This is a genomic window from Streptomyces sp. NPDC034099 (assembly GCF_055575415.1).
Window position 1 is genome coordinate 442,687 of sequence record NZ_JBVISR010000002.1, and the last position, 25,993, is coordinate 468,679.

Consider the following 25,993-nt stretch of genomic DNA (forward strand, 5'->3'; position numbering starts at 1 on the left):
CCGCACACACGCGTGCGGGGGCCCTTTCGCGTGCACCGGCACGCCCCTCCACTCCTCCGCAGACTCTTGCTGCTAGCGTGCACTTGCAAGCCTTTTGCAATAAGAGGTCGGAGGGGATCCGCCATGTCCGTCTACACGCTTCCTGAACTGCCGTACGACTACTCGGCGCTGGCTCCCGTGATCAGCCCCGAGATCATCGAGCTGCACCACGACAAGCACCACGCCGCGTACGTCAAGGGCGCCAACGACACGCTGGAGCAGCTCGCCGAGGCGCGGGACAAGGAGACGTGGGGCTCGATCAACGGCCTGGAGAAGAACCTGGCCTTCCACCTCTCCGGCCACATCCTGCACTCGATCTACTGGCACAACATGACCGGCGACGGTGGCGGCGAGCCCCTGGACAAGGACGGCGTGGGCGAACTGGCCGACGCGATCGCCGAGTCCTTCGGCTCCTTCGCGGGCTTCAAGGCCCAGCTCACCAAGGCCGCCGCGACCACCCAGGGCTCGGGCTGGGGCGTGCTGGCCTACGAGCCGCTGAGCGGCCGGCTGATCGTCGAGCAGATCTACGACCACCAGGGCAACGTCGGCCAGGGATCCACCCCGATCCTGGTCTTCGACGCCTGGGAGCACGCCTTCTACCTGCAGTACAGGAACCAGAAGGTCGACTTCATCGACGCCATGTGGGCCGTCGTCAACTGGCAGGACGTGGCCAAGCGCTACGAGGCCGCCAAGTCCCGCACCAACACGCTGCTGCTGGCGCCCTGAGAGCCGGCCCCCGAGCGTCCTGCCTCGTGATCGTCTTCTCAACCTTCACCGGGCGGGCGGAATGAGGGAAGCCCCCGCGAGGACGTGACTCGCGGGGGCTTCCTGTGCGCGGGGGCCTACAGGTTGCTGAAGTCCGGGCCCTTGGTGCGGGTCCGCTTGATCTCGTAGAAGCCCGGCACGGACGCCACGGCGAGGGTGCCGTCCCAGAGCTTGGCGGCGTCCTCGCCCTTGGGGGCGGGGGTGACGACCGGGCCGAAGAAGGCGAGCTGCTCGCCGTCGGCGCCGGGCACGGCGATGACCGGGGTGCCGACCTCCTGGCCGACCTTGTCGATGCCCTCCTTGTGGGAGGCGCGCAGCTGGGGCTCGTAGGGGGTGTCGTCCCAGTGGTCCATGAGGGACTCGGGCAGGCCGACGTCCTTCAGGGCGGCGGCGACCGTGTCCCGGCCGGGGCCCTCGTCCTGGTTGTGGATGCGGGTGCCGAGCGCCGTGTAGAGGTCGCCGAGCACCTCGCGGCCGTGCTCCTCCTGGGCCGCGATGACGACGCGGACCGGGCCCCAGGCCTTGACCTCCAGCATCTCGCGGTACTCCGCGGGCAGCTCGTCGAGCTTGTCCTCGTTGAGCACGGCCAGGCTCATCAGGTGCCAGCGGACCTCGATGTCCCTGACCTTCTCCACCTCCAGGACCCAGCGGGAGGTCATCCAGGCCCAGGGGCACAGCGGGTCGAACCAGAAGTCGACAGGCGTCTTCTCGGACATGTCTCTCCTCATGAGGCGGCGCGAAGGTGTTTCTCGGGGCAACCGGCCGGTCGGCCCGCCCATTCCCCGCTGCCGTGCGACAGGGGCGCATGGCAGGATCGGTGCTGTCCGCATACTGAACACCACGGAACACCAGTCGTATACCGAACACCATCCGAGGAGTGCCGCCCGTGCCCGGTGAGAATCTGTCCCGCGACGAGGCCCGGGAGCGGGCGGCCCTGCTGTCCGTCGACGGGTACGAGGTGTCCCTCGACGTGCGCTCGGCCGTCGGCGACGCGCAGGGCGAGGGGCCGCGCACGTTCCGGTCCGTCACCACGATCCGCTTCCGCTGCAACGAGCCCGGCACGAGCAGCTTCGCCGACCTGATCGCACCGAGCGTCACCGCCGTCTCCCTGAACGGCCGCGACCTCGACCCGAGCGAGGTCTTCGACGGCTCCCGGATCGCCCTGGAGGACCTGGCCGCCGACAACGAGCTGGTGGTCGACGCCCGGTGCGCCTACTCCCGCACCGGCGAGGGACTGCACCGCTTCGTCGACCCCGAGGACGGCGAGGTGTACCTCTACACCCAGTACGAGCCGGCCGACTCGCGCCGGGTCTTCGCCAACTTCGAGCAGCCGGACCTCAAGGCGCCCTTCCGCTTCGAGGTGCGCGCGCCCGAGGAGTGGACGGTGTGGTCCAACGGCGCGGGCGAGCGCGCCGACGGCGTGTGGCGGTTCGCGGAGACGAAGCCGATCTCGACGTACATCACCTGTGTCGTGGCCGGTCCGTACCACTACGTGACGGACTCCTACGAGCGGACCTTCGAGGACGGCACCCGGCTGGAGATCCCGCTCGGCGCCCTGTGCCGCAAGGGACTCGCCCCGCACTTCGACGCCGACGACGTCTTCCTGATCACCAAGCAGGGCCTGGACTTCTTCCACGACCACTTCGACTACCCCTACCCCTTCGGGAAGTACGACCAGGCGTTCGTGCCCGAGTACAACCTCGGCGCGATGGAGAACCCGGGGATGGTGACCTTCCGGGAGGAGTACATCTTCCGCGGGAAGGTGACGCGGGCGTCGTACGAGGGCCGCGCCAACACGATCCTGCACGAGATGGCGCACATGTGGTTCGGCGACCTGGTCACCATGGAGTGGTGGGACGACCTGTGGCTGAAGGAGTCCTTCGCCGACTTCATGGGCGCGTTCGCGAACGTCGGCGCCACCCGCTTCAAGGACGCCTGGATCACCTTCGCCAACCGCCGCAAGGCCTGGGCCTACCGCGCCGACCAGCTCCCCTCCACCCACCCGATCACGGCCGACATCCGCGACCTGGAGGACGCCAAGCTCAACTTCGACGGCATCACCTACGCCAAGGGCGCCTCGGCGCTGAAGCAGCTGGTGGCGTACGTCGGGCAGGACGCGTTCCTGGAGGGCGCGCGGCGCTACTTCAAGCGGCACGCGTACGGCAACACCCGGCTGGGTGATCTGCTGTCGGTCCTGGAGGAGACCAGCGGGCGGGACATGGCGGCCTGGTCGCGCTCCTGGCTGCAGACGGCGGGCGTCAACTCGCTGACGCCGCAGGTGCTGCTGAGCGCGGCCGGCACGGTCGACGAGCTGGCGGTCGTGCAGGAGGCCGCGGAATCGCACCCCGAACTGCGCCCGCACCGCGTCGCGGTGGGCCTGTACCGGCGTACGGCCCAGGGCGCGCTGGAGCGGTACGCGCGCGCCGAGGTGGACGTCGAGGGGCCGCGCACGGTGGTCGCGGAGCTGGCCGGTGCCGAGGCGCCGGAGCTGGTCCTGGTCAACGACGACGACCTCACGTACTGCAAGACGCGCTTCGACGACACCTCGCTGGCGACGCTGCGCGAGCACCTGGGCGCCCTGACCGACCCGCTGGCCCGTGCCCTGTGCTGGTCGGCGCTGTGGAACATGACGCGGGACGCGCTGCTGCCGGCCCGGGACTTCGCGGCGCTGGTGCTGCGGTTCGCGGGGCGCGAGTCCGACATCGGCGTCCTGCAGATGCTGCACGCCTGGACCGGCTCGGCGCTGGTGCACTACGCGGCGCCCGACTGGCGGGAGACCGGCGGGCGGCTGCTCGCCGAGGGTGCGCTGCGCGAGCTGCGGGACGCCGCGCCGGGCAGTGAGCAACAGCTGGCGTGGGCGCGGTTCTTCGCGTCGGTGGCGTCCGAGGAGGCGGACCTGGCGCTGCTCCGGGGGCTGCTGGAGGGCACGGAGAAGATCGACGGCCTGGACGTGGACCAGGAGCTGCGCTGGGTCTTCCTCGCCCCGCTCGCGGCCCACGGCGCGGCCGACGAGGACGTCCTGGCCGCCGAACTGGCCCGCGACGACACGGCCTCCGGCAAGCGGCACCAGGTGCGCTGCCTGGCCTCGCGGCCGTCGGAGGTGGTGAAGGCGCAGGCGTGGGCGCAGGTCGTCGAGTCGGACAAGCTGTCCAACGCCCTGGTGGAGGCGACCATCGCCGGGTTCGCGCAGCCCTCGCAGCGGGAGCTGCTCGCGCCGTACGCCGAGAAGTACTTCGCGGCGATCGAGCGGGTGTGGGCCGAGCGGTCCATCCAGATCGGGATGGACGTGGTCCGGGGCCTGTTCCCGTCGCTGCGGGACTCCCAGGACACGCTGGACGCGACCGACGCGTGGCTGTCGGCGCACGAGGGGGCGGCGCCGGCGCTGCGGCGGCTGGTGCTGGAGGCTCGGGACGATCTGGCGCGGGCCTTGCGGGCGCAGGCTTGTGACGGGGCCTTTGGCGCTCGGTGAGTTGGCGGGCTCGGTTGTTCGTCGGGTGCGGGTGCGTTGTGCTGGTCGCGCAGTTCCCCGCGCCCCTTTGGGGCGCATGCCCGCCCGGCGATGAATGAGCAGCCTAGCTTTGGCCAATGAATTGGCGTTCCGTCATCGTTACAAAATGCGTGCGCTGTCGGCCGTAACCCCTGGTCCCACCCTTTCGGACCAGGGGTTTCGGCATCCGAACAGGCGTCCTTTAGTTCGGGCTTGTCCCGGTTCGGCGATGGGCGTGTAACAGGGGTTAAGGGGCGGATCGGGCGCGGGAAATTGCCGGTCATGACGCACAACACCCCGCTCCCGCCCCGCCCCCGCCCGCTCCACGAACTGGCCGTCGGCCGACGCCGGCTGATGACGGCCGCCCAGTTGCGGGCGCACGGCGTCTCCGCCGCGGAGACCAACGAGCAGTGCCGGCCCGGCGGCCCCTGGCAGCAACTCCTCCCGAACGTCGTGCTGCTGCACCCGGGCCCGCCGACCGGCGACGAGCGCCTGCACGCGGTGCTGCTCTACGCGGCGCGGGACCGCACCGCCGCCGGCTCGGCATCCGGCGTGACCGCCTCCGTGCCGGTCCAGCCGGGCGGGGAGCAGCCGCCCGTGCCGGCCTACGCGGAGGCGATGATCACCGGCCTGGCCGCGCTGACGCTGCACGGCTTCTCCGCCGCGCCGCCGCTGTCGTCCCTGGACCTCATCGACGTCCTGGTCCCGCGGCTGCGCCGGCTGCGCACGACCGGCTGTGCGCGCGTCGTCCGCACGGCCGCGCTGCCGACCGCCGTGGAGCTGACCGGGGTCCCGGTGGCACCGGTGGCGCGGGCCCTGGCGGACGCGGTCGCGGAGCTGACCGACCCGGGCACGGTCCGCCGGCTGCTGACGGAGGCGGTGCGCGGCGGGCACTGCGAACCGGCCGCGGTGGTACGGGAGCTGAACCGGGCCCGGCTGCTGAGCCGCCCGCACGTGGTGGACGCCGTGGACTCGCTGGTCGCCGAGGGGCGGGCGCTGGCCGAGCAGCGGCTGTACCGGATGGTGCGCGAGCACGCCCTGCCCGAGCCGGTGTGGAACGTCGACCTGCGCCTGCCCGGCGGCCCTCACCTGGGCGGCGTGGACGCCTTCTGGCCGGAGCACGCGGTGGCGCTGGAGCTGGACACCCGGGCGCACCGGCAGCACGAGGACGACGCCGCCTGGGCGGAGCACGCCCGCAAGCGCGAGCACCTGGAGCGGCTGGGGATCACGGTCGTGCACCTCACCCCGCGCAAGCTGCGGGACTGCCCGGAGCACCAGGCGGCCGTCGTGCGTACGGCGCTGATGGCGGCCGGGGACCGGGAGCCCGCGGCGTACGTCGTGGTGCTGCCCCGTTAGGCCCGGGTCACCCGGCGCAGAACTCGGCCTCGATCACCGCCTCGCCGTCGCCGGACCAGTCGCCGTTGAAGTTGAGGGCGAGCGCATGCCGGCCGTCCCTGGTCGTCACCGCCTCCGAGGAGGAGCCGTGGATGGCACCGGCGTGCCCCCAGACCGTCACCCCGCAGTCGAGTTGCCGCTTGATCAGGCCGAGTCCGTAGTCGGCGCCCTCCCGGGCGGGGACCGTGGTGGTCATCTCGGCCAGCTGCTCGGCGGGCAGCAGCCCGCCGCGGAACAGGGCGGTGTAGAAGCGGTTCAGATCGGCCGAGCTGGAGACCGCCTCGCCCGACGCGCCGGCCATGGACGGGTTGAGCCGCGTGACGTCGTACGTCGGGCCGGTCGCCGTGAGCGCCAGCTTGGAGTAGGCCCGGCTGCTGGGCCGGGGCAGGCCGGTGCGGGTGCCCGGGAAGGAGGTGGCGCGCAGCCCGAGCGGCTCGATGATCCGGCGGCGCACCTCCTCGCCGTAGGGGCGGCCGGTGGCCTCCTCGATCACCAGGCCCGCCAGGACGTAGTTGGTGTTGGAGTAGTTCCAGGAGGTGCCGGGGGTGAAGTCCGGCTCGTGGGCCATGGCGATCGCGACCAGCTCGCGCGGTGTCACCGTCTCGTAGCGGTGCGCGAAGAAGCCGTCCTTGAGGAAGTGGTCGCGGGCGAATCCCTCGTCGGACGTGTAGTCGTAGACGCCGCTGGTGTGATTGAGGAGCCGGCGCAGGGTGATCCGGCCGCCGTCGTGGCCGTGGCCCGCGACCAGGCCCGGCAGCCACCGGTCCACCGTGTCGTCGAGCGAGAGCCGGCCCTCGGCCTCCAGCTGGAGCAGCACGGTGGCGACGAAGGTCTTGGTGATGCTGCCGACCCGGTAGCGGTCCCGCTCGGAGCGCGGCTCGCCGGTGCGCAGATCGCCCACTCCGGCGGCCTGGGACCAGGTGCCGCGGCCGTCGCGGGCGGTCGCCGTGACGCCGGGCACCCCGTCCTCGACGGCGGCCCGGAGGGCCCGGCGGGTCGCGTCGTGGCCGCCGGTGGCGGCGGGCGCGGCCACCGCGGGGCCCGCGACGGCCGCCGACAGGGCCAGGACGGTGGCCGCGAGCAGGGCGGTCCGTACGCGTGCGGTCATGTCTTCCCCCATTTCTCGGTACTGCTCGGTCCCGGGAGAGACCGCACCGACCGCATGAGGGTTGCCGTGGTTTACGAGAGTTGAACAGGATGAGGCCTCTTTTCACCCGTGTCGGTGCGGTACGGGCCACGGGATTGTCACGGGCCGTCCCAAGTGTCCCCGATGGCGTATGGCGGAATCACGCCATGCCTTCTTCCCGCCCCGGACAACTCTCCCCAATCAGTGATCCCTTGAGTAAAGCTGAGCGGTCGTCCGGGATCGGATTCCGGACTGTCCCGGCCAGGGCCGGTCGGCCTTGGTCGTGCCGCTCGTTCCTTCACCCCAAGGGATGCCGATGACCCACAGCCCCCAGCGCGAACCGATACCGGGCGCGAGACGCAGGGCCCGCCTGGCCGTCGCCACGGGCCTCGTCGCCGCACTCGCCGCGGTCGGACCCGTGCCCGTGGCCCTCGCCGCCGACGGCCCGGCGACGACCGCCCCTGTCGACACCTCCGTCAAGTCCGCGCACGACAAGCTCGGTTCGCACGACGCCGACCTGCTCGCCGAGGCGAAGGCCGACGGCCGAAAGAACGTCACGATGATGGTGGCCACCGCGCCGGGCCGGACCGAGCAGGTGGCGAAGGAGCTGGACGCGGTCGCCGGCGGCACCGTCGGACGCACCTACGACGAGCTGGGCTACGTACGCGCCACCGTGCCCACCGCCAAGGCGGACTCGGCCATCGCCGCCGCCGCGAAGCTCTCCTCCGTGAACGGCATCGACCTGCGCGACGAGATCCCGCTGGACGACCCGACGCCCGGCGCGGACACGGCCGAGGGCGCCGCGCACCAGGGCCGTTCCTACCCGGCGCCGAACCGCTGGACCCCGGCCGAGAACCCCTACAACCCGTCCTTCGAGACGGGCGCCGTCGACTTCGTGAAGAAGAACCCGAAGTCGGACGGCCGCGGCGTCACCATCGGCATCCTCGACTCGGGCGTCGACCTCGGCCACCCGGCGCTGCAGAGGACCACCACCGGCGAGCGCAAGATCGTCGACTGGGTCACCGCGACCGACCCGGTCGTCGACGGCGACCGCACCTGGCGCCCGATGACCACCTCCGTCACCGGGCCCGCCTTCACCTACGGCGGGCAGACCTGGACGGCGCCCGCGGGCTCGTACCGGGTCAGCACCTTCCTGGAGTCGTACACCACCGGCGGTGACGCCGCGGGCGACGCCAACCGGGACGGCGACACCACCGACTCCTGGGGCGTCCTGTACGACCCGAAGGCCGGCACGGTCCGCGTCGACCTGGACAACGACCACGACTTCTCCGACGACACCCCGATGAAGCCCTACAAGGACGGCTTCCAGGTCGGGTACTTCGGCACCGACGACCCGAAGACGGACGTGGCCGAGCGCCAGCCCTTCGTGGTCGAGATCCGCAAGGACGTCGTCGGCTCCGCCGGCACCAAGACCGACTTCGTCAACATCGGCGTCATCGAGTCCGAGCACGGCACGCACGTCGCCGGACTCGCCGCCGCCAACGGGCTGTTCGGCGGCCGGATGGACGGCGCCGCGCCCGGCGCGAAGATCGTCTCCTCCCGGGCCTGCACCTGGAGCGGCGGCTGCACCAACGTCGCGCTCACCGAGGGCATGATCGACCTCGTCGTCAACCGCGGCGTCGACATCGTCAACATGTCGATCGGCGGCCTGCCCGCCCTCAACGACGGCAACAACGCCCGCGCCGAGCTGTACACCCGCCTCATCGACACCTACGGCGTGCAGCTGGTCATCTCCGCGGGCAACTCGGGACCCGGCGCCAACACCATCGGCGACCCCGGCCTCGCCGACAAGGTGATCTCGGTCGGCGCCTCCATCTCCCGCGAGACCTGGGCCGCCAACTACGGCTCCGCGGTGCGGACCGAGTACGCGATGATGCCGTTCTCCTCGCGCGGACCGCGTGAGGACGGCGGCTTCACGCCGACGCTGACCGCGCCCGGCGCCGCGGTCAACTCCATCCAGACCTGGATGCCCGGCGCCCCGGTCCCCGAGGCGGGCTACGACCTGCCCGCCGGCTACGGCATGCTCCAGGGCACCTCGATGGCGTCCCCGCAGGCCGCCGGAGCCTCGGCGCTGCTCCTGTCGGCGGCCAAGCAGGCCCGCGTCGACCTCACCCCGGCGAAGCTGCGCACGGCGCTGACCTCCACGGCCGACCACATCAAGGGCGTGCAGGCGTACGAGGAGGGCGCGGGCCTGATCGACATCCCCGGCGCCTGGAAGTCGATCCGGCGCGGCGCCACCGCCCACGAGTACACGGTCAAGGCGCCGGTCGACACCGCGATCGACGAGTCCCTGGCGACCCCGGGCTACGGCACCGGCCTCTACGACCGCGAGGGCGGCCTGAAGGCCGGGCAGAAGAAGACGTACGCGATCACGCTCACGCGTACCTCGGGACCGGACCGGGCGATCCGGCACGAGCTGGAGTTCGAGAACAACGCGGGGCACACCTTCCGCGTCGTGGGCCGGGACGAGGTGCGGCTGCCGCTGAACGAGCCGGTCACCGTCGAGGTCGAGGCCCGGCCCGGCTCCGCCGGTCTCAAGAGCGCGATCCTGGAGGTCGACGACCCGCGCACCGAAGGTGTCGACCAGCAGGTCCTGACCACGGTCGTCGTCTCCGCACCGCTGAAGTACGACTTCTCCGCGAAGGGCTCGGTGCAGCGCAACGCCACCAAGTCCTACTTCGTGACCGTCCCCGAGGGCGCGAAGGCGCTGGAGGTGGCGATCGGCGGGCTCAAGGGTGAGAGCCAGACCCGGTTCGTCTCCCTCCACCCGTACGGCGTCCCGGTGGACAACACCTCCACGCCGTACTGCTACAACAACTACCTCGACGGCAACGGCTGCCGCCCCGACGTGCGCGCGTACGCCGACCCGCAGCCCGGCGTCTGGGAGGTCGAGGTCGAGGCCCGGCGGACCTCGCCGCTCCTGGACAACCCCTACGAGCTGGACGTCACCGTGCTCGGCGCGGACTTCGCCCCGGAGGTCGTCACGGTGCCCGAGGCCGAGGCCGGCACCCCGGCCGACGCCTCCTGGACGGTGACCAACCGGTACGCCCCGCTCGACGGCAAGCTGGTCGGCGGCCCGCTCGGCTCCTCCGAGACGTCCCGCCCGACCATCGAGCAGGGCGACACGGCCACCTCCACGGTCGAGGTGCCCGAGGGCGCCGAGTCGCTGGACGTCGCCATCGGGGGCGTCTCCGACGCGGCCGCCGACCTGGACCTGACGGTCTACGACGAGAACGGCGCCGTCGTCGCCCAGTCCGCCGACGGCGACTCGGAGGAGTCGGTCTCCCTCGCCGAGCCGGCCGCCGGTACGTACACCGTCGAGGTCGCGGGCTACTCGGTGCCCTCGGGCAGCACGGAGTACGACTACCGGGACGTGTACTTCGCCGACACCCTCGGCTCGGTCACGGTGGACGGCTCGGCGCCGGTGAAGCTCGGCACGGGCGACTCGGTGACGGTCTCCGGCAGCGTCACGGCCCTGGCCGCCGCGCCCGAGGGCCGCGAGTTCTTCGGCCGGGTCCAGCTGGTCAACGCCCACGGCACGGTCGCGGGCCTCGGCAGCGTGCGGATCGGGAAGGTCGTGCCGTAGTCCGGTGCGGTACGGGGAGGGGCGGGCGTGCCGGCTGGGGCGCCCGCCCCTTTCGTGTGCTCCTCGGTGTGCTTCTCGGCGTGGTCAGTCGCAGGCGAGGGTGCGGGACTCGGGGAGGGAGGCGGTGACCCGGGAGCGGGCGGTGGCGATGTTCCGGTCGCCGGTGATCACCGTGTCCGCGGTGGGCCGGTCCCGGAGGACACCGGCGAGGACCCGGTCGCCGGGGCGGAGGGTGGCCAGCGCGTCGTCCAGGACGAACGTCGCCGGCCCGGTGCTCCCCTCGGGTGCGTAGGCGTGCGCCACGCGGAGCGTGACCCGGTGCTGTCGCGTCCCCGGTACGGCTTCGACGCCGGTCACCGTGCCCTCGGCGACCAGACGTGCGCAGGCGAGGTAGCGGGGGGTGCCGAAGACGACGGCGGCCTCCCGGCTCGCGGACGGGCTGTCCGGCCGCGCCGCGGACTTGTCGGCCGCGCTGCCGCTCGCCGCGTCCTCGGAGGCACCACTGCCGCTCTGCACGACCAACCAGCCCAGGCCGGTGACGACGACCCCCGCGCAGGCCGCCGCGAGGACGCCCAGGGCGAGACGGAAGGGACGGCGGCGCGGTGCCGGGGCCCGCGCCGGTTGCCGCGGCACTGTCGTGCGCTCCTGCGGAACGGCGTCGCCCAGGGCGTCGCCGAGCAGGTGCAGCTGCTCCCGCAGCAGCGCCACGTCGGCCGTCGCCGACCGGTACGCGCCGCGGGCGTCCGCCCCCGCGTCGGGCGGCAGCGGCTCGCCCGTGATCGCGGCCGTCAGCGCGTCGTACCCACCGGGGTGCTCTTCGGCGGCCATCTCACACCACCTCGTCCTCGTGCAGGCGGGCGCGCAGGGCCCGTACCGCCGTGTGCAGCCTGCTCTTGACCGTGCCCTCGGGGATGCCCAGCTCCTCGGCGATGCCGCGCACCGGCAGGTCGGCGTAGAAGCGCAGGACGAGGACCTGGCGCTGGGCGTCCGGCAGCTCGTCCAGGCCCTGCGCGACGGCGAGGGACAGGACGCTGCTGTCCTCGTCGCCGGGGTGCTCCGTCTGGCGCAACGCGGCCAGGCGTTCCCCGAGCCGGTCCTGGCGGCGCCTGGCCCGGTGCCAGTCCATGGCCAGGTTGGAGGCGACGACCGCCGCCCAGGCGGACACGTCGCGCGGTGCCTCGCGGCCACTGGCCGTCCGCTCCAGCAGCCGCAGACGGACCTGCTGCACCCCGTCCGGCAGGTCCGTCTGCGGCACCCCGCCCAGCGCGAGCACCGCCCGCACCCGGCGTTCCTGTGCCGCGTCCAGGGGGTCGTCGCGTACGTCGTCCCCCTGGCCGCGGCGGGCCTTCCTGCGCAGCAAAAGCCACCCCTCCCCCGGCCACGTTTCCCCTAGGACGCGCGAGGCGCCCGAAACGTTCGCCCGCGCGGCCGCCTTCCGGCGCGAGGCGTACGTCACATCGTCGTGTGGGCCGGGAAGGGATGGGCAGGGGCGGAACAGCACAGCTTGCGGCGCGGGGGCGGGGCGACGGAATTTCTGCAGCTCAGCCGGGGTTCGTGCGCAAGGACCACACCCACCGTCCGAGTCGCCGCGTCCCGGGGTGCGGGCACACCGCGCAAAGGATTGGACAGGCGGGCCGGGCTTCGCCCCATGATGGAAAAGTCTCGGCCGAGCAAAGCGCGCGTGAAGACACGCGCACGAACGGAGAAGGAGTCACCGTGAGGGTCGGAATCGTCGGAGCCACCGGTCAGGTGGGCACGGTCATGCGCAGGATCCTCACGGAGCGCGACTTCCCCGTCACCGAGCTGCGCCTGTTCGCCTCCGCGCGCAGCGCCGGCAAGGAGCTGGACGGGGTGACGGTGGAGGACGCGGCCACCGCCGACTACTCCGGGCTGGACATCGTGCTGTTCTCCGCGGGCGGCGCCACCTCCAAGGCGCTGGCCGAAAAGGTCGCCTCGCAGGGCCCCGTCGTGATCGACAACTCCTCCGCCTGGCGCCGCGACCCCGAGGTGCCCCTGGTGGTCTCCGAGGTGAACCCGCACGCGATCGCCGACCGCCCCAAGGGCATCATCGCCAACCCGAACTGCACCACGATGGCCGCGATGCCGGTGCTGCGTCCGCTGCACGCGGAGGCGGGTCTGGAAGCCCTCGTCGTCGCCACCTACCAGGCGGTGTCGGGTTCCGGCCTGGCCGGCGTGGACGAGCTGTTCGAGCAGATCCAGAAGGTGGGCGCGGACGCCCCCAAGCTGACCCACGACGGTTCGGCCGCCGAGTTCCCGAAGCCGGAGAAGTACGTGGCGCCGATCGCGTACAACGTGCTGCCGCTGGCCGGGTCCATCGTCGACGACGGTCTGCACGAGACGGACGAGGAGCAGAAGCTCCGCAACGAGTCCCGCAAGATCCTGGAGATCCCGGAGCTGAAGGTGTCAGGCACCTGCGTGCGCGTGCCCGTCTTCAGCGGCCACTCCCTTCAGATCAACGCCCGTTTCGCCCGCCCGATCAGCGTGGAGCGCGCCAAGGAGCTGCTGGCCGGCGCCCCCGGTGTGGCGCTCACCGAGGTGCCGACCCCGCTGGAGGCGGCCGGCCAGGACCCGTCGTACGTGGGCCGTATCCGCCGGGACGAGACCGTGGACAACGGCCTCGCCCTGTTCGTCTCCAACGACAACCTGCGCAAGGGCGCGGCCCTGAACGCGGTGCAGATCGCCGAGCTGGTGGCGGCGGAGCTGAAGGGCTGACGACCTGGGCCGGCCATGAGCTAGCCCCGCCTCACCTCGTAGAGGAAGCAGCCGTACTCGACGGCCCGGACGTGGACGAGCGCCACGGCCGGGTCGTCGAACGCTTCCCGGAGGGCGTACCCGAAGGCGCCGGGGTCCCCGATCAGCCGCCCGCCCAGGATGTGTCCGTCGGCGGAGTAGCGGCGCAGGGTGCGGTGCGAGTTGGTGAAGGGGAGGCCTTCCGTCTCCGGTCCCGCGCACTCCTCGGCGTGGACGAAGACGGGACCCTGCTCGTCGTACGGGCCCGGGTCGGCGCCCGTCTCCGCCGCCCAGCGGCGCAGCGGGGCGTAGGAGACGAGCGCGATCCGCTCGCCCGCGCGACTGTGGCGCAGGCAGCAGCGCAGGGGTGCGCCGCCCTCGTCGTCGGTGAAGGGTGCGGGGACGCGGCCCGCGTCGTCGGTGGCGCGCAGTTCCTCGAGGGTGGCCGGGGGGACGGGATGTGCGATGCAGCCGTTCATGGGGTCCAGGCTCGCGCGCGCGGGACCCGCGCACCGGCGGGAAACGGACATCGCGTTGGGCGCGGGTCACGTGGAAGGATGGCGCAACCCACACATAACGAGGAGATGACCGCGTGCCTGGCACAAACCTGACTCGCGAAGAGGCGCGGCAGCGGGCGACGCTGCTGACCGTTGACTCGTACGAGATCGATCTCGACCTCACCGGCGCGCAGGAGGGCGGCACCTACCGGTCCGTGACCACGGTGCGCTTCGACGTCGCCGAGGGCGGCGGCGAGTCCTTCATCGACCTGGTCGCGCCGACGGTCCACGAGGTGACGCTGAACGGCGACGCCCTCGATGCCGCCGAGGTGTTCCAGGACTCCCGCATCGCCCTGCCGGGCCTGCTGCCGGGCCGCAACATCCTGCGTGTGGCCGCGGACTGCGCGTACACCAACACCGGCGAGGGCCTGCACCGGTTCGTCGACCCGGTGGACGAACAGGCGTACCTGTACACGCAGTTCGAGGTGCCGGACGCGCGCCGCGTCTTCGCGAGCTTCGAGCAGCCGGACCTGAAGGCGACGTTCCAGTTCACCGTGAAGGCCCCCGAGGGCTGGACGGTCATCTCCAACTCGCCGACGCCCGAGCCGAAGGACAACGTCTGGGAGTTCGAGCCGACCCCGCGCATCTCGTCGTACATCACGGCGCTGATCGTCGGCCCGTACCACTCGGTGCACAGCGTGTACGAGAAGGACGGCCAGTCCGTGCCGCTCGGCATCTACTGCCGTCCCTCGCTGGCCGAGCACCTCGACGCGGACGCGATCTTCGAGGTGACCCGGCAGGGCTTCGACTGGTTCCAGGAGAAGTTCGACTACCCGTACCCCTTCAAGAAGTACGACCAGCTCTTCGTGCCCGAGTTCAACGCGGGCGCGATGGAGAACGCGGGCGCGGTGACCATCCGCGACCAGTACGTGTTCCGCTCGAAGGTGACGGACGCCGCGTACGAGGTGCGGGCGGCGACGATCCTGCACGAGCTGGCGCACATGTGGTTCGGCGACCTGGTCACCATGGAGTGGTGGAACGACCTGTGGCTGAACGAGTCGTTCGCCACCTACGCCGAGGCCGCCTGCCAGGCCGCGGCGCCGGGGTCGAAGTGGCCGCACTCGTGGACGACGTTCGCCAACCAGATGAAGACCTGGGCGTACCGGCAGGACCAGCTGCCGTCCACGCACCCGATCATGGCGGACATCAGCGACCTGGACGACGTGCTCGTCAACTTCGACGGCATCACGTACGCCAAGGGCGCCAGCGTGCTCAAGCAGCTCGTGGCGTACGTCGGTGAAGAGGCGTTCTTCAAGGGCGTGCAGGCGTACTTCAAGCGGCACGCGTTCGGCAACACCCGCCTGTCGGACCTGCTGGGCGCGCTGGAGGAGACCTCGGGCCGCGACCTGAAGACCTGGTCGAAGGCGTGGCTGGAGACGGCCGGCATCAACGTCCTGCGCCCGGAGATCGAGACGGACGCGGAGGGTGTCATCACCTCCTTCGCCGTCCGCCAGGAGGCCCCGGCGCTGCCCGCCGGCGCCAAGGGCGAGCCCACGTTGCGCCCGCACCGCATCGCGATCGGCGCCTACGACCTCGACGGCGACGGCAAGCTGGTGCGCGGGGAGCGCGTCGAGCTGGACGTGGACGGCGAGCTGACGGCCGTACCGCAGCTGGTCGGCAGGGCCCGCCCGGCGGTGCTGCTCCTGAACGACGACGACCTGTCGTACGCGAAGGTCCGCCTGGACGAGCAGTCGCTCGCGGTCGTCACCGAGCACCTCGGCGACTTCACCGAGTCGCTGCCGCGCGCGCTGTGCTGGGCGTCGGCGTGGGACATGACCCGGGACGCGGAGCTGGCGACCCGGGACTACCTGTCGCTGGTGCTGTCCGGCATCGGCAAGGAGTCCGACATCGGTGTCGTGCAGTCGCTGCACCGCCAGGTGAAGCTGGCCATCGACCAGTACGCCGCCCCCACCGCCCGCGAGACGCTGCTCACCCGCTGGACCGAGGCCACGCTGGCCCACCTGCGCGCCGCCGAGGCGGGCAGCGACCACCAGCTGGCGTGGGCGCGGGCGTTCGCGGCGACGGCGCGGACCCCGGAGCAGCTGGACCTGCTCGACGCGCTGCTCGACGGCACGCAGACGATCGAGGGTCTGGCCGTCGACACCGAGCTGCGCTGGGCATTCGTGCAGCGGCTCGCGGCCGTGGGCCGGTTCGGCGGGTCGGAGATCGCCGCCGAGTACGACCGGGACAAGACCGCCGCCGGTGAGCGCCACGCGGCCACCGCGCGGGCCGCCCGGCCGACCGAGGCGGCCAAGGCGGAGGCCTGGGAGTCGGTCGTGGAGTCCAACAAGCTGCCGAACGCCGTCCAGGAGGCGGTCATCGCCGGCTTCGTCCAGACCGACCAGCGCGAGCTGCTGGCGTCGTACACGGAGCGGTACTTCGAGGCGCTGAAGGACGTCTGGGAGTCCCGTTCGCACGAGATGGCCCAGCAGATCGCGGTCGGCCTGTATCCGGCGGTGCAGGTGTCCCAGGAGACCCTGGACCGCACGGACGCCTGGCTGGCCTCCGCCGAGCCGAACGCGGCCCTGCGCCGCCTGGTCTCGGAGTCCCGCTCCGGCATCGAGCGCGCCCTGCGGGCGCAGGCCGCGGACGCGGCGGCGGCCGAGTAGCCGGTCGGTACGTACGAGGGGGCGCCCGTCGCGCATGTCGCGCCGGACGCCCCCTCGCGCGCGCTCGGGCGGCGTTCAGGCGCGCGCGTCCGCCGCCGTCCGCAGGGCCGTGAGGACGGTGGCCACGGCGGGGCCTCTCCGCCCCCCTGCGGACCGCCGTCGGCACGTACGAGGGCACGTCCGGCGGGCATGTCGCGCCGGACGCCCCCTCGCGCCCCCTCGGGCGGCGTTCAGGCGCGCGCGTCCGCCGCCGTCCGCAGGGCCGTGAGGACGGTGGCCACGGCGGGGGCCTCCTCCGCCCCCTTGCGGACCGCCGCGACGACGTGCCGGACGGGGCGGTCCGCGTGCAGTTCGCGCATCGCCACTCCGTCCCGGGGCACGGCCGCCATGCGCGGTACCAGGGCGACGCCCATGCCAGCCTCGACCATGGCGAGGATCGCCGGCCAGCCGGCCGCCGCGTGGCCCTGGTGCGGCCGGAACCCGGCGGCCTCGCAGGCGCCTCGCGTGATGTCGGACCAGGGCCCGCTGCCGCCGAAGATCCACGGTTCGGCGGCGAGGTCGGCCAGCCGCAGCCGCTCCGCGCGGGCCAGCCGATGGTCCCCGGGCAGGGCGACGTCCAGCGGGTCGGCGAGCAGCGGGACGCGGGTGAAGCGCGGGTCGACGACGCTCGGCGCCTGCGCGGCCAGCGACAGCGCGAGGTCCACCTCCCCGGCGGCCAGCAGCTCGTACGCCTCCTGCGCCTCGGCCTCCCGCACCCGCACCGCGATCCCCGGGCGCGTGGCGCGCAGCGCGGTGACGGCCGGTACGACCAGGGCGGGTACGGCGGTGGAGAAGGCGCCGACCCGGACCTCGCCCGCCTCCCCGCGGATGTGGGCCGCCAATTCGGCTTCAGCGCGTTCCAGTTGCTCGAACACCGCCTCGGCGTGCCGCAGCACCAGCCAGGCCGCGTCGGTCAGCCGGACCCTTCTGCCGTGGGCCTGGAGCAGCTCCACCCCGAGCTGTCGGGAGAGGTTCGTCAGCTGCTGGGAGACGGCGGACGGCGTCATGTGCAGCGCCTCGGCCGTAGCGGTCACCGTGCCCCTCTCGCGCAGCGTCCGCAGGATCTGCAGCTTGCGGATGTCCCAGTCGGCCATGGCGGCAACCTACCGGCGGGCCCCCGCGCCGAGGACGACGCCGCCGAGGATCAGCGCCATGCAGCCCGCCTGCGTCCAGCCGGTCGGTTCGGCGAGCAGCGCCCAGGACAGCAGGGCGACACACACCGGCTGGAGGTAGTAGACGACCCCGGCGCGGGACGGGCCGATCAGGGAGATCGCCTTGTTCCAGGCGAAGAAGGCGACGGCGGAGGAGGCGACGCCGACGTAGAGCAGTGGCCAGACGGTGCCCGCCGTCGGCTGGAAGCCGCCCTGCACGGCGAGGCTGACGCCCTGTGCGGGCAGCAGCAGGACCGTGCCGAACAGGAACGTGGTGAACAGGAATCCCGCCCCGTCGAGTCCCGCGGGCCTGCGGCGCAGCAGTGCGCTGTAGGACCCGAAGCAGCAGGCGGCGGCGATCATCCACAGGTCGCCGGCCGAGAAGGACGCCCCGTCCCCTCCGACGAGCAGCAGGACGCCCGCGCAGGCCACGACCAGCCCGGCGATCCGGCGGCCGCCGAGCCGCACGCCGCCCGCCCGTTCGTACAGGGCCATGAGTACCGGGGACGCCGCCATGATCATGCCCATGTTGGCGGCGGGGGTGGTGACGCCGGCCTGGTTGACGAGGGTGTTGTAGACGGTCACGCCGAGCAGGGAGGCGAGGACCACGAAGCCGAGGTGGCGCCGGATCAGGGCGCGCTGCCGCCAGGCCCGCCGGGCGCCGAAGGGGGCGACGACGGCGAGGGCAACCACCCAGCGCCAGAACGCGTGCTGGACGGGCGGCACGCTGTCGCCGAGGGCCCGGGAGGTGACGAAGCTGCCGGACCAGACGAGGGTGGCGAGGACGGCGAGCGCGAGTCCGAGGGCGACGGGCGCCGTCGGGCTCGCCCCGGTGGCCCGTCGGGCGGTGGTCGGGGCGGCGGTGCGGCGGGCGGCTGTGGCCACGAAGGTCCTTTGCTGGTCGGGGGCCTGGCGGGCCTACCGTCGCAGGGCCGGACCCGTCAGGTCCATCGAATCTTTCCGACTGTTCTGTGAAGCAGAACTGAAAGGTGGCGCGCTCACGACGGTCACCCGCGTGCGCGGCGCCCACTGCCCCACGAGGGTCGCCCCGAACGCCAGCGCCATGCCCGCCAGTTGCACCGGCCCGAGCGCCTCGCCGAGCGCCGCCCAGCCGATCACGGCGGCGGTCAGCGGCGAGAGCGGGCCGAGGAAGGTGACCTGGGTGGCGGAGAGCCGGCCGATGCCGCGGAACCAGAGCCAGTACGCCAGTGCCGTGTTGGCCAGCGCCAGGTAGAGGTAGCCGCCGATCGCCGGGCCGTCCAGGGCGGGCGGGGCGCCCTCGACCAGCAGGGCGAGCGGCGCGATGAGCAGGCCGCCCGCGGTCAGCTGCCAGCCGGTGAGCGCGAGCGGGCCGACACCGTCGGGGCGGCCCCAGCGTCCCGCGAGCACGGTGCCGGTGGACATGGCCGCGGTGGAGGCGACGGCCGCCAGCACGCCGAGGGCGTCCAGTCCCCCGGCCGCCTCCAGCACCACCAGGCTGACGCCGAACGCGGCGACGACGCCGGTGAGCACGGACCGGGTGGTGGGCCGCTGCCCGAGCAGCAGGGCCGAGAGCCCGACGACGAGGAGCGGGCCGACCGAGCCGACGACGGCGGCCATCCCGCCCGGCATCCGGTAGGCGGCGAGGAACAGCAGCGGGAAGAAGGCCCCGATGTTCAGCGCGCCCAGCACCGCCGCCTTCGCCCACCAGGCGCCGCGCGGCAGCACCCGGGCGAGGGCGAGCAGCAGCAGACCGGCGGGCAGGGCGCGCATCAGCCCGGTGAACAGGGGCCGGTCGGGCGGCAGGAACTCGGTGGTCACGGCGTAGGTGCTGCCCCAGGAGACGGGGGCGAGGGCGGTGAGCGCGATGACGGCGGTGCGGGCGGTGGCCATGGGGGCACCCTTCGGAGGGCGAGAGAGAAGCTCAGCAGTCAGCAGCTTAGCTCTAGGTAGCTTACTTCTAAGCTAGTTTCCGTCAAGCCACTTTCTTGCGGCCGAGCGGAATCGACTCGATACTCGTCCCATGACTGAACGCCCCGAGCCGCGGTCCGGGCCGCGCAAGGACCCCGTCGACGTGATCATCGACCAGTGGGCGGCGGTGCGGCCCGACCTGGACACGGCCGGCATGGAGGTGTTCGGCCGGGTCTTCCGGCTGGCGCGCGCGATGGGCGACCGGATGGAGCAGGCGTACGCGCGCTTCGGCATCTCGCGCGGCGAGTTCGACGCCCTGGCCACCCTGCGCCGCTCCGGCGAGCCGTACACGCTCTCCCCGCGGCAGCTCTCGGCCACGCTGATGCTCACCACCGGCGGTATGACCGGCCGGCTGGACAAGCTGGAACGGGCGGGGCTGCTGCGCCGCTCCCCCGACCCGCACGACCGCCGGGGGCTGCAGGTCACGCTCACCGAGCGGGGTCTCCAACTGATCGACGAGGCGGTCGGCGCGGGCCTCGACGCCCAGACCGAGGCGCTGGCCTCCCTCGACGCGGAACGGGCCGGTCAGCTGGCCGGCCTGCTGCGGGACCTCCTCGCCGGTACGGAGAAGTAGGCACCGCCCTCCGAAACGCCGAAGGGCGCCGTCCCCGTCCGCGTACGTGCGGTGGGGGCGGCGCCCTCGGTGAAGCGGGGCAGGGAGGTCAGGCCTTCGCGCCGACCTTGGCCTTGGTCTTCGCCTTGGTCCTGGTGCCGGGAGTCGACACCCGGTGGTCCGGGTGGGACCGGTCCAGGACCATGACCAGGCCCGCGATGATCGCGAACAGCGCGAGCGGGGCCAGGACGTAGAGGCCCAGCGTCTCGACGACGCTCAGGCCGGTGCCGGGGTCGTCGCCGTCGTCGCGCGTCAGCGCGAGCGCGGGGGACGACATGAGCAGCATCATCAGCGTCGTACCGGCTGCCAGGGCGCCGGCGCGCAGGGCGTTCTTCTTGTCCACGGTGCAAAGTTAGCGAACGGTCCGGGCGGCCGCGCGCCCGGGGTGCCCGTACGGGGCCCGCGGACGCCCGGCGCGAGCGCCCCGTTCAGCCGTCCCGGTCCCCGTCGCCTTCCCGTACGACGTCGATCAGCGCGTGCAGGCGGGCTGAGGCGGCCAGGTCCTCCAGCGTCACCGGGCGGCCCTCGGCATCGGCGACGGGCAGCCGCCAGTTCGGGTACTGGTCCCAGGTGCCGGGCAGGTTCTGCGGGCGGCGGTCGCCGACGGCGTCCGGGAGCCAGATGCCGACCATGCGGGCGGGGGTGCGCAGCAGGAAGCGGTGCACCGCCTGGATCCCCGCCTCCTCGGCGGGCGTCCCGGAGTCGCCGCCGGTGCCGTGCAGCAGGCCGAGCCGGGCCAGTACGTCGAGCCATTCCGCGGTGTCCGCGGCGGCCTCGGCGCGTTCCTCCTCCAAGGGCCGGGTGAGCAGACCCAGACGGTCACGGAGTCCGACGTGCTCTCCGGTGAGGCGGGCGGCGGTGGACGGCAGGTCGTGGGTGGTGGCGGTGGCCAGGCAGTCGGCGCGCCACCGCTCGGGCGGCAGGGGGCGGCCGTCGCCGGTCCAGTCCCGTTCGAACCACAGCACCGAGGTGCCCAGCACCCCGCGCTCGCGCAGCGCCTCGCGCACACCGGGCTCCACGGTGCCCAGGTCCTCGCCGATGACGACGCCACCGGCCCGGCCCGCCTCCAGGACGAGGACGGCGAGCATGGCCTCGGCGTCGTAGTGGACGTAGGTGCCCTCCGTGGGCGGGTGGCCCTCGGGCACCCACCAGAGCCGGAACAGTCCCATGACGTGGTCGACGCGCAGGGCCCCGGCGTGCCGGAACAGGCCGCGCAGCAGCTCCCGGAAGGGCGCGTACCCGCGGTCGGCCAGGCGGTCCGGACGCCAGGGCGGCAGGCCCCAGTCCTGGCCGCGGGAGTTGAAGGCGTCCGGCGGTGCGCCCACCGACATCCCGGCGGCGAAGTACTCCTGCTGCGCCCAGGAGTCGGCGCCGCGCGGGTGCACGCCGACGGCGAGGTCGTGGACGATCCCGACCGGCATGCCCGCCTCGCGGGCGGTGCGCTGGGCGGCGGTGAGCTGGGTGTCGGCGAGCCAGGTGAGCCGGGAGTGGAAGTCGACCCGGTCCATCAGCTCGCGGCGGGCGCGGTCGGTGTCGGCCGAGCGGGGGTCGCGCAGCCCCTCGGGCCACCGGTGCCAGTCGGAACCGTGGACCTCGGCGAGCGCGCACCAGGTGGCGTGGTCCTCCAGGGCGGCGCCCTGTTCGGCGAGGTAGTCGCAGTAGGCGGCGCGGCGGCCGGGGCCGAGGGGGACCTCGTGGAGCAGTTCGAGGGCGTCGCGCTTCAGCTCCCACACGGCGTCCCGGTCGATGAGGGCGCCCTTGTCCAGGACGCCCTCGCGCAACCGCCCGGCCCGTTCCCGCAGGGTCCGGGCGCGCTCGTGGTCGGTGACGTACGCGAACTCGGGCACGTCCTCGATCCGCAGGTGCACCGGGTCGGGGAAGCGGCGCGAGGACGGCCGGTAGGGGGAGGGGTCGGTGGGGGCGCCGGGCACGGCCGCGTGCAGCGGGTTGACCTGGACGAATCCGGCGCCGAGGGAACGTCCGGCCCAGGCGGCCAGCTCGCCGAGGTCGCCGAGGTCGCCCATGCCCCAGGAGCGGCGGGAGAGGAGGGAGTAGAGCTGGACGAGGAGCCCGTGGGAGCGGGCGGCGGGGGTGGGCAGCCGGGCGGGCGCGACGATCAGGTGGGCCTCGGCGGTGCGGCCGTCGGGCGCGGTGGCGGTCAGCCGGTGCACCCCGTGCGGAAGCCGCCCGGCGCCGTCGTGGCGCTCGCCCTGCTCGGTGTCGACGCGCAGCCGGGTGCCCGCGGGCAGGGCGGAGAGTGCGGCCGGGGTGGCGCCGCCGTCCCAGCGGACGACGGTGGGCGGCAGCAGCCGTTCGCGCAGCTCGCTCTCGCGGGCGGCGAGCGCGGCCCGTACGGCCCCGTGACTGCTCGCGTCCACGCCGAGGGCGGCCAGCGCGAGGGTCACGGCGGTGGCCGAGGCGGGGACGGTGCGGTCCGGGGAGGGGCGGTAGGAGGTGGCGACGCCGTGCAGGGCGGCGAGCCTGGTCAGATCCTCGGGAAGGTCCTCGGCGGGGGGCTCGGCCGACTGGGCTGCGGGCATCTGCTTCCTCTACGGCCTCGTGGATTCCGGGACGGGGACGGCGAAGGAGGGGCCGCCCTGCTCCGGCACGTCGGCCGTGAGTTCGGGCGAGGACTCGCTGGTCAGCGGTACGGCGTCGGCGAACGGCGACTCGCTGGTGAGGGGCTCGGCGTCGGGCAGCGGCGGTTCGCTGGTCAGCGGGGTCTCGGCGCAGCTGCCGGTGGCGCCGAAGACGCAGTAGTGCGGGGTCTCGGAGGCGGCGGAGGGCTCCGCCCAGGGGGTGGACGGCTCCGCCACGGGTTTGGAGGGGGCCGGCAGCAGAAGGGGCGCCAGTGCAGCCACGGGGGTCTCCTTTGGATCAGGCTCTGGTTCGGACTCTGGATCAGGCTCTGGATCAAGCTGTGGGTCGGGCGTGGTGTCGAGCACGCTTGTGGCGAGTTACGGCAGCCCCTACCCAGTCCGCGCGAGGACAGACGCCCCATTACCGCCAACGTGGCCCTGGTCACACCTACCCCCTCCCGAACACGCCCGGACCCGGCCAAAAATCACCTATCCCACGCACGGATCGCCCAAACCGGCCAGGCTTGCCCGCCGCGCACGCGCGCTCGGATCCCGGCTCGGGACGAATTGTCGAAGGAAGCACATGCCGTCACTGCCCCACCGGCTCGTCCAGGCACTCGACCGGTTCAACGCCGCTCACCCCTGGGACCACAACGCCCACTACCACCGCTGGATCCTGCGGCAGCTCCCCCACCGGTTCGGCAGCGCGCTGGACGTCGGTTCCGGCTCCGGTGACCTGGTCCGCCTGCTCGCCACCCGCGCCGACGAAGTCCACGGCGTCGACTCCGATCCCGTGATCGTCGCGCAGGCCCGAGCGCTGACCCCCGAGCCGACGGCGGCGTCCTTCACCGTCGCGGACGCCCTGACGGAACTCCCCGCCGGACCTCACGACGTCATCACCTGCGTCGCCGCCCTGCACCATCTGCCGTTCACCGAGGCCCTCGACACCTTCCGCGGGCACCTGGTCCCCGGCGGCACCCTGGTCGTCGTCGGCCTCTTCCGGCCGCAGACGGCCGCGGACCACCTGCTCGGCGCGGCCGCCGTCCTCCCCAACGCCGCCATCGGGTGGCTCAAGAACAGGGGCCGAAACGCCGCCCCGCCCACCTCGATGACCGCCCGGACCCGACCGGCCGACATGCCCTTCTCCGACATCGCTGCCGCGGCCCGCACAGCTCTGCCCGGCGCCCGACTGCGCCGCCGCCTCTTCTGGCGCTACACCCTCACCTGGCGCCGCCCCTGACCGGCCGGATCTCCCCTCCGCTGAGCGCGTGCGCCCCCGCACATCCGGGGTGCGCCGACCCGGAGCATGCGGAGGCCCGGAGCGTCAGGCGGAGATGCCGTCGATCCGGGCCATGGCGTCGTCCGCGCCGTACGGCTGCAAGTACGGCAACCAGCGCGGGTCCCGGTGCCCGGTGCCGATGATGCGCCAGGCCAGACCGGTGGGCGGGGCCGGTTTGTGGCGCAGGCGCCAGCCCAGCTCGACCAGGTGGCGGTCTGCCTTGACGTGGTTGCAGCGGCGGCAGGACGCCACCACGTTGTCCCACGCGTGCAGGCCCCCGCGGCTGCGCGGGATGACGTGGTCGACGCTGGTGGCGACGGCGCCGCAGTACATGCAGCGGCCTCCGTCGCGGGCGAAGAGGGCACGGCGGGTGAGCGGGACGGGGCCGCGGTAGGGCACCCGCACGAATCGCTTGAGCCGGACCACGCTGGGTGCGGGCACGGTGACGGTCGCGCTGTGCAGATAGGCGCCGGACTCCTCGAGGCACACGGCCTTGTTCTCCAGGACGAGGACGAGCGCGCGGCGGAGCGGTACGACGCCGAGTGGCTCGTACGACGCGTTGAGGACCAGGACATGCGGCACGGGTGCCTCCTTGGGCGTCGGCGGCGCGTGGCTCGCGCCGGGACGATCTGGTTCAGTCTCCCCTCATGCCTGGTCGTAGCGCCACCATGTCCCGGTAACGGGCTGGGAGTGTTTTCGACCACACGGGGCCCGGGGCCCCGGGCGTGACCAGTTCGAGCGCGGGTGAGCAGTGTCTCCCCCGCCCATTTCGGGCCGAACCGCGTCCGGTGCCCCGTTAGTGTGGTGCATCTGCCCGTCCGGTGACCTTTCCGTGACCTTGGACCGGACCTCGGACCGGACCGCGCAGGACGGGCCGCCGCACCTGGAGGTTTCCGCCGTGTCCCTGTCCGCCGCCGTCCTGCCGGCCGCCGGTTCGTCGTCTGCGTCGTCTGCGGCGTCGCCCTCGCCGTCACCGTCACCGACGACCCCGACCGTGCCCTCGCTGAAGGAGGCCCACGAGAGCGCGACGAACGCCGCGGGCTGGGTCGAGGAGAACTGGTCGACGTGGCTCGCGATCGGGCTGCGGGTGCTGCTGATCGTGGTGATCGCGGTGGTGCTGCGCGCGGTGGTGCGCAGGGCGATCACCAAGCTCATAGACCGGATGAACCGCAGGAGCGGGGCGTCCGGCGGCACCGCGCTGAGCGGGCTGCTGGTCAACGCCGAGCGGCGCAGGCAGCGCTCCGAGGCGATCGGGTCCGTCCTGCGCTCGGTGGCCAGCTTCCTCATCCTCGGCACCGCCGCCCTGATGGTGCTCGGCACCTTCCAGATCAACCTGGCCCCGCTGCTCGCCTCCGCCGGTGTCGCCGGTGTCGCGATCGGCTTCGGCGCCCGCAACCTGGTCACCGACTTCCTGTCCGGCGTGTTCATGATCCTGGAGGACCAGTACGGCGTCGGCGACAGCATCGACGCGGGCGTGGCCTCCGGCGAGGTCATCGAGGTCGGGCTGCGGGTGACCAAGCTGCGCGGCGTCGACGGCGAGATCTGGTACGTCCGCAACGGCGAGGTCAAGCGCATCGGCAACCTCTCCCAGGGCTGGTCCACGGCCGGTGTGGACGTGACCGTCCGCTCCGACGAGGACCTGGACAAGGTGAAGGAGAACCTCACCGCGGTCGGCGAGCGGATGAGCAAGGAGGAGCCCTGGAACGAGATGCTCTGGGGGCCGATCGAGACGCTCGGCCTGGACTCCGTACTGCTCGACTCGATGGTGGTGCGGGTCTCCGCGAAGACCATGCCCGGCAAGGCCCTCACCGTCGAGCGTGAGCTGCGCTGGCGCATCAAGCGGGCCTTCGACGGGGCCGGCATCGCGATCGTCGGCGGCGCCACCGTCCCGCTGGAGGGCGTCCCGGCGGCCGCCGACCCGGCGGCGGGCGTCGCGGCGCCGTCGGCGTACGCGAGCACCGCGTCGCCGCAGTCCATGGCGGCGTCCCCCATTCCGCCGCCCAGCACCAGCAAGTAGCCGCGCCCCGTGCGCCTCCCGCCCCCGAG

The 25,993-nt window shown here is 73.0% G+C and carries 21 protein-coding genes; 9 read left to right on the top strand and 12 right to left on the bottom strand.

Going from position 1 to position 25,993, the window contains the following annotated elements; all coding sequences use genetic code 11:
- Positions 1–123: 123 nt before the first annotated feature.
- Positions 124–765: a superoxide dismutase gene (locus tag ACZ56V_RS07025; RefSeq protein WP_356359707.1), complete on the top strand. Its 642-nt coding sequence runs from the start codon at positions 124–126 to the stop codon at positions 763–765.
- Positions 766–881: 116 nt separating this feature from the next.
- On the opposite strand, the gene ACZ56V_RS07030 is transcribed toward ACZ56V_RS07025, so the two are convergent.
- Positions 882–1,520: a mycothiol-dependent nitroreductase Rv2466c family protein gene (locus ACZ56V_RS07030; protein ID WP_468939928.1), complete on the bottom strand. Its 639-nt coding sequence runs from the start codon at positions 1,518–1,520 to the stop codon at positions 882–884.
- Between the two features lie 170 nt (positions 1,521–1,690).
- Between ACZ56V_RS07030 and pepN (ACZ56V_RS07035) the strand changes: the two genes are divergently transcribed.
- Positions 1,691–4,273, top strand: a complete 2,583-nt coding sequence (pepN, locus tag ACZ56V_RS07035) for an aminopeptidase N (protein ID WP_468939931.1) — start codon at positions 1,691–1,693, stop codon at positions 4,271–4,273.
- A 300-nt stretch (positions 4,274–4,573) separates the two neighbouring features.
- On the top strand, positions 4,574–5,647 hold the full coding sequence (locus ACZ56V_RS07040) for a hypothetical protein (RefSeq protein ID WP_398910882.1): 1,074 nt from the start codon (positions 4,574–4,576) through the stop codon (positions 5,645–5,647).
- A 7-nt stretch (positions 5,648–5,654) separates the two neighbouring features.
- On the opposite strand, the gene ACZ56V_RS07045 is transcribed toward ACZ56V_RS07040, so the two are convergent.
- The gene (locus ACZ56V_RS07045; RefSeq protein ID WP_398910880.1) at positions 5,655–6,794 is read right to left on the bottom strand and encodes a serine hydrolase domain-containing protein; all 1,140 of its coding nucleotides are present in this window, start codon (positions 6,792–6,794) and stop codon (positions 5,655–5,657) included.
- A 334-nt stretch (positions 6,795–7,128) separates the two neighbouring features.
- Between ACZ56V_RS07045 and ACZ56V_RS07050 the strand changes: the two genes are divergently transcribed.
- Entirely contained in the window at positions 7,129–10,419 is a 3,291-nt protein-coding gene (locus tag ACZ56V_RS07050) for a S8 family serine peptidase (protein WP_468939934.1), read from the top strand.
- Positions 10,420–10,503: 84 nt separating this feature from the next.
- Here ACZ56V_RS07050 and ACZ56V_RS07055 read toward each other — a convergent pair whose 3' ends face one another.
- Both ACZ56V_RS07055 and ACZ56V_RS07060 read right to left on the bottom strand, forming a co-directional pair.
- A complete protein-coding gene (locus ACZ56V_RS07055; RefSeq protein WP_467378070.1) occupies positions 10,504–11,247 on the bottom strand; it encodes a hypothetical protein in 744 nt (247 codons plus the stop codon).
- 1 nt (position 11,248) lies between these two features.
- Positions 11,249–11,779, bottom strand: a complete 531-nt coding sequence (locus tag ACZ56V_RS07060) for an RNA polymerase sigma factor (protein ID WP_398910874.1) — start codon at positions 11,777–11,779, stop codon at positions 11,249–11,251.
- Positions 11,780–12,135: 356 nt separating this feature from the next.
- On the opposite strand from ACZ56V_RS07060, the gene ACZ56V_RS07065 reads away from it, so the two are divergent.
- The gene (locus ACZ56V_RS07065) at positions 12,136–13,152 is read left to right on the top strand and encodes an aspartate-semialdehyde dehydrogenase (protein WP_467378073.1); all 1,017 of its coding nucleotides are present in this window, start codon (positions 12,136–12,138) and stop codon (positions 13,150–13,152) included.
- Between the two features lie 20 nt (positions 13,153–13,172).
- Here ACZ56V_RS07065 and ACZ56V_RS07070 read toward each other — a convergent pair whose 3' ends face one another.
- Positions 13,173–13,649 (bottom strand): DUF1203 domain-containing protein, encoded by a 477-nt coding sequence (locus tag ACZ56V_RS07070; protein ID WP_398910870.1) that lies wholly within the window; start codon positions 13,647–13,649, stop codon positions 13,173–13,175.
- A 113-nt stretch (positions 13,650–13,762) separates the two neighbouring features.
- Here ACZ56V_RS07070 and pepN (ACZ56V_RS07075) point away from each other — a divergent pair, with 113 nt between their 5' ends.
- The gene (gene pepN / locus ACZ56V_RS07075) at positions 13,763–16,336 is read left to right on the top strand and encodes an aminopeptidase N (RefSeq protein ID WP_468939939.1); all 2,574 of its coding nucleotides are present in this window, start codon (positions 13,763–13,765) and stop codon (positions 16,334–16,336) included.
- Between the two features lie 230 nt (positions 16,337–16,566).
- On the opposite strand, the gene ACZ56V_RS07080 is transcribed toward pepN (ACZ56V_RS07075), so the two are convergent.
- Genes ACZ56V_RS07080 through ACZ56V_RS07090 form a run of 3 tightly spaced genes read right to left on the bottom strand, consistent with a single transcriptional unit; the run spans position 16,567 to position 19,398 of the window.
- On the bottom strand, positions 16,567–17,469 hold the full coding sequence (locus ACZ56V_RS07080; RefSeq protein WP_468939941.1) for a LysR family transcriptional regulator: 903 nt from the start codon (positions 17,467–17,469) through the stop codon (positions 16,567–16,569).
- A gap of 9 nt (positions 17,470–17,478) precedes the next feature.
- Complete coding sequence (locus tag ACZ56V_RS07085) at positions 17,479–18,411, bottom strand: DMT family transporter (protein WP_398910864.1); 933 nt, start codon at positions 18,409–18,411, stop codon at positions 17,479–17,481.
- Between the two features lie 33 nt (positions 18,412–18,444).
- On the bottom strand, positions 18,445–19,398 hold the full coding sequence (locus tag ACZ56V_RS07090) for an EamA family transporter (protein ID WP_468939945.1): 954 nt from the start codon (positions 19,396–19,398) through the stop codon (positions 18,445–18,447).
- Between the two features lie 130 nt (positions 19,399–19,528).
- Here ACZ56V_RS07090 and ACZ56V_RS07095 point away from each other — a divergent pair, with 130 nt between their 5' ends.
- Entirely contained in the window at positions 19,529–20,050 is a 522-nt protein-coding gene (locus ACZ56V_RS07095; RefSeq protein ID WP_398910860.1) for a MarR family winged helix-turn-helix transcriptional regulator, read from the top strand.
- Between the two features lie 88 nt (positions 20,051–20,138).
- On the opposite strand, the gene ACZ56V_RS07100 is transcribed toward ACZ56V_RS07095, so the two are convergent.
- From ACZ56V_RS07100 to ACZ56V_RS07110, 3 genes are all read right to left on the bottom strand, one after another.
- A complete protein-coding gene (locus ACZ56V_RS07100) occupies positions 20,139–20,432 on the bottom strand; it encodes a hypothetical protein (protein WP_468939948.1) in 294 nt (97 codons plus the stop codon).
- A gap of 85 nt (positions 20,433–20,517) precedes the next feature.
- Positions 20,518–22,629, bottom strand: coding sequence for a 4-alpha-glucanotransferase (gene malQ, locus ACZ56V_RS07105; protein ID WP_398910856.1), 2,112 nt, complete (start codon positions 22,627–22,629; stop codon positions 20,518–20,520).
- A gap of 9 nt (positions 22,630–22,638) precedes the next feature.
- Positions 22,639–22,950 (bottom strand): hypothetical protein, encoded by a 312-nt coding sequence (locus tag ACZ56V_RS07110; RefSeq protein ID WP_398910854.1) that lies wholly within the window; start codon positions 22,948–22,950, stop codon positions 22,639–22,641.
- A gap of 301 nt (positions 22,951–23,251) precedes the next feature.
- On the opposite strand from ACZ56V_RS07110, the gene ACZ56V_RS07115 reads away from it, so the two are divergent.
- Entirely contained in the window at positions 23,252–23,908 is a 657-nt protein-coding gene (locus ACZ56V_RS07115; RefSeq protein WP_398910853.1) for a class I SAM-dependent methyltransferase, read from the top strand.
- Between the two features lie 84 nt (positions 23,909–23,992).
- On the opposite strand, the gene ACZ56V_RS07120 is transcribed toward ACZ56V_RS07115, so the two are convergent.
- Positions 23,993–24,529, bottom strand: coding sequence for an HNH endonuclease (locus ACZ56V_RS07120; protein ID WP_356359669.1), 537 nt, complete (start codon positions 24,527–24,529; stop codon positions 23,993–23,995).
- A 316-nt stretch (positions 24,530–24,845) separates the two neighbouring features.
- Between ACZ56V_RS07120 and ACZ56V_RS07125 the strand changes: the two genes are divergently transcribed.
- Entirely contained in the window at positions 24,846–25,964 is a 1,119-nt protein-coding gene (locus tag ACZ56V_RS07125; protein ID WP_467378479.1) for a mechanosensitive ion channel family protein, read from the top strand.
- The last annotated feature ends 29 nt before the right edge of the window (positions 25,965–25,993 follow it).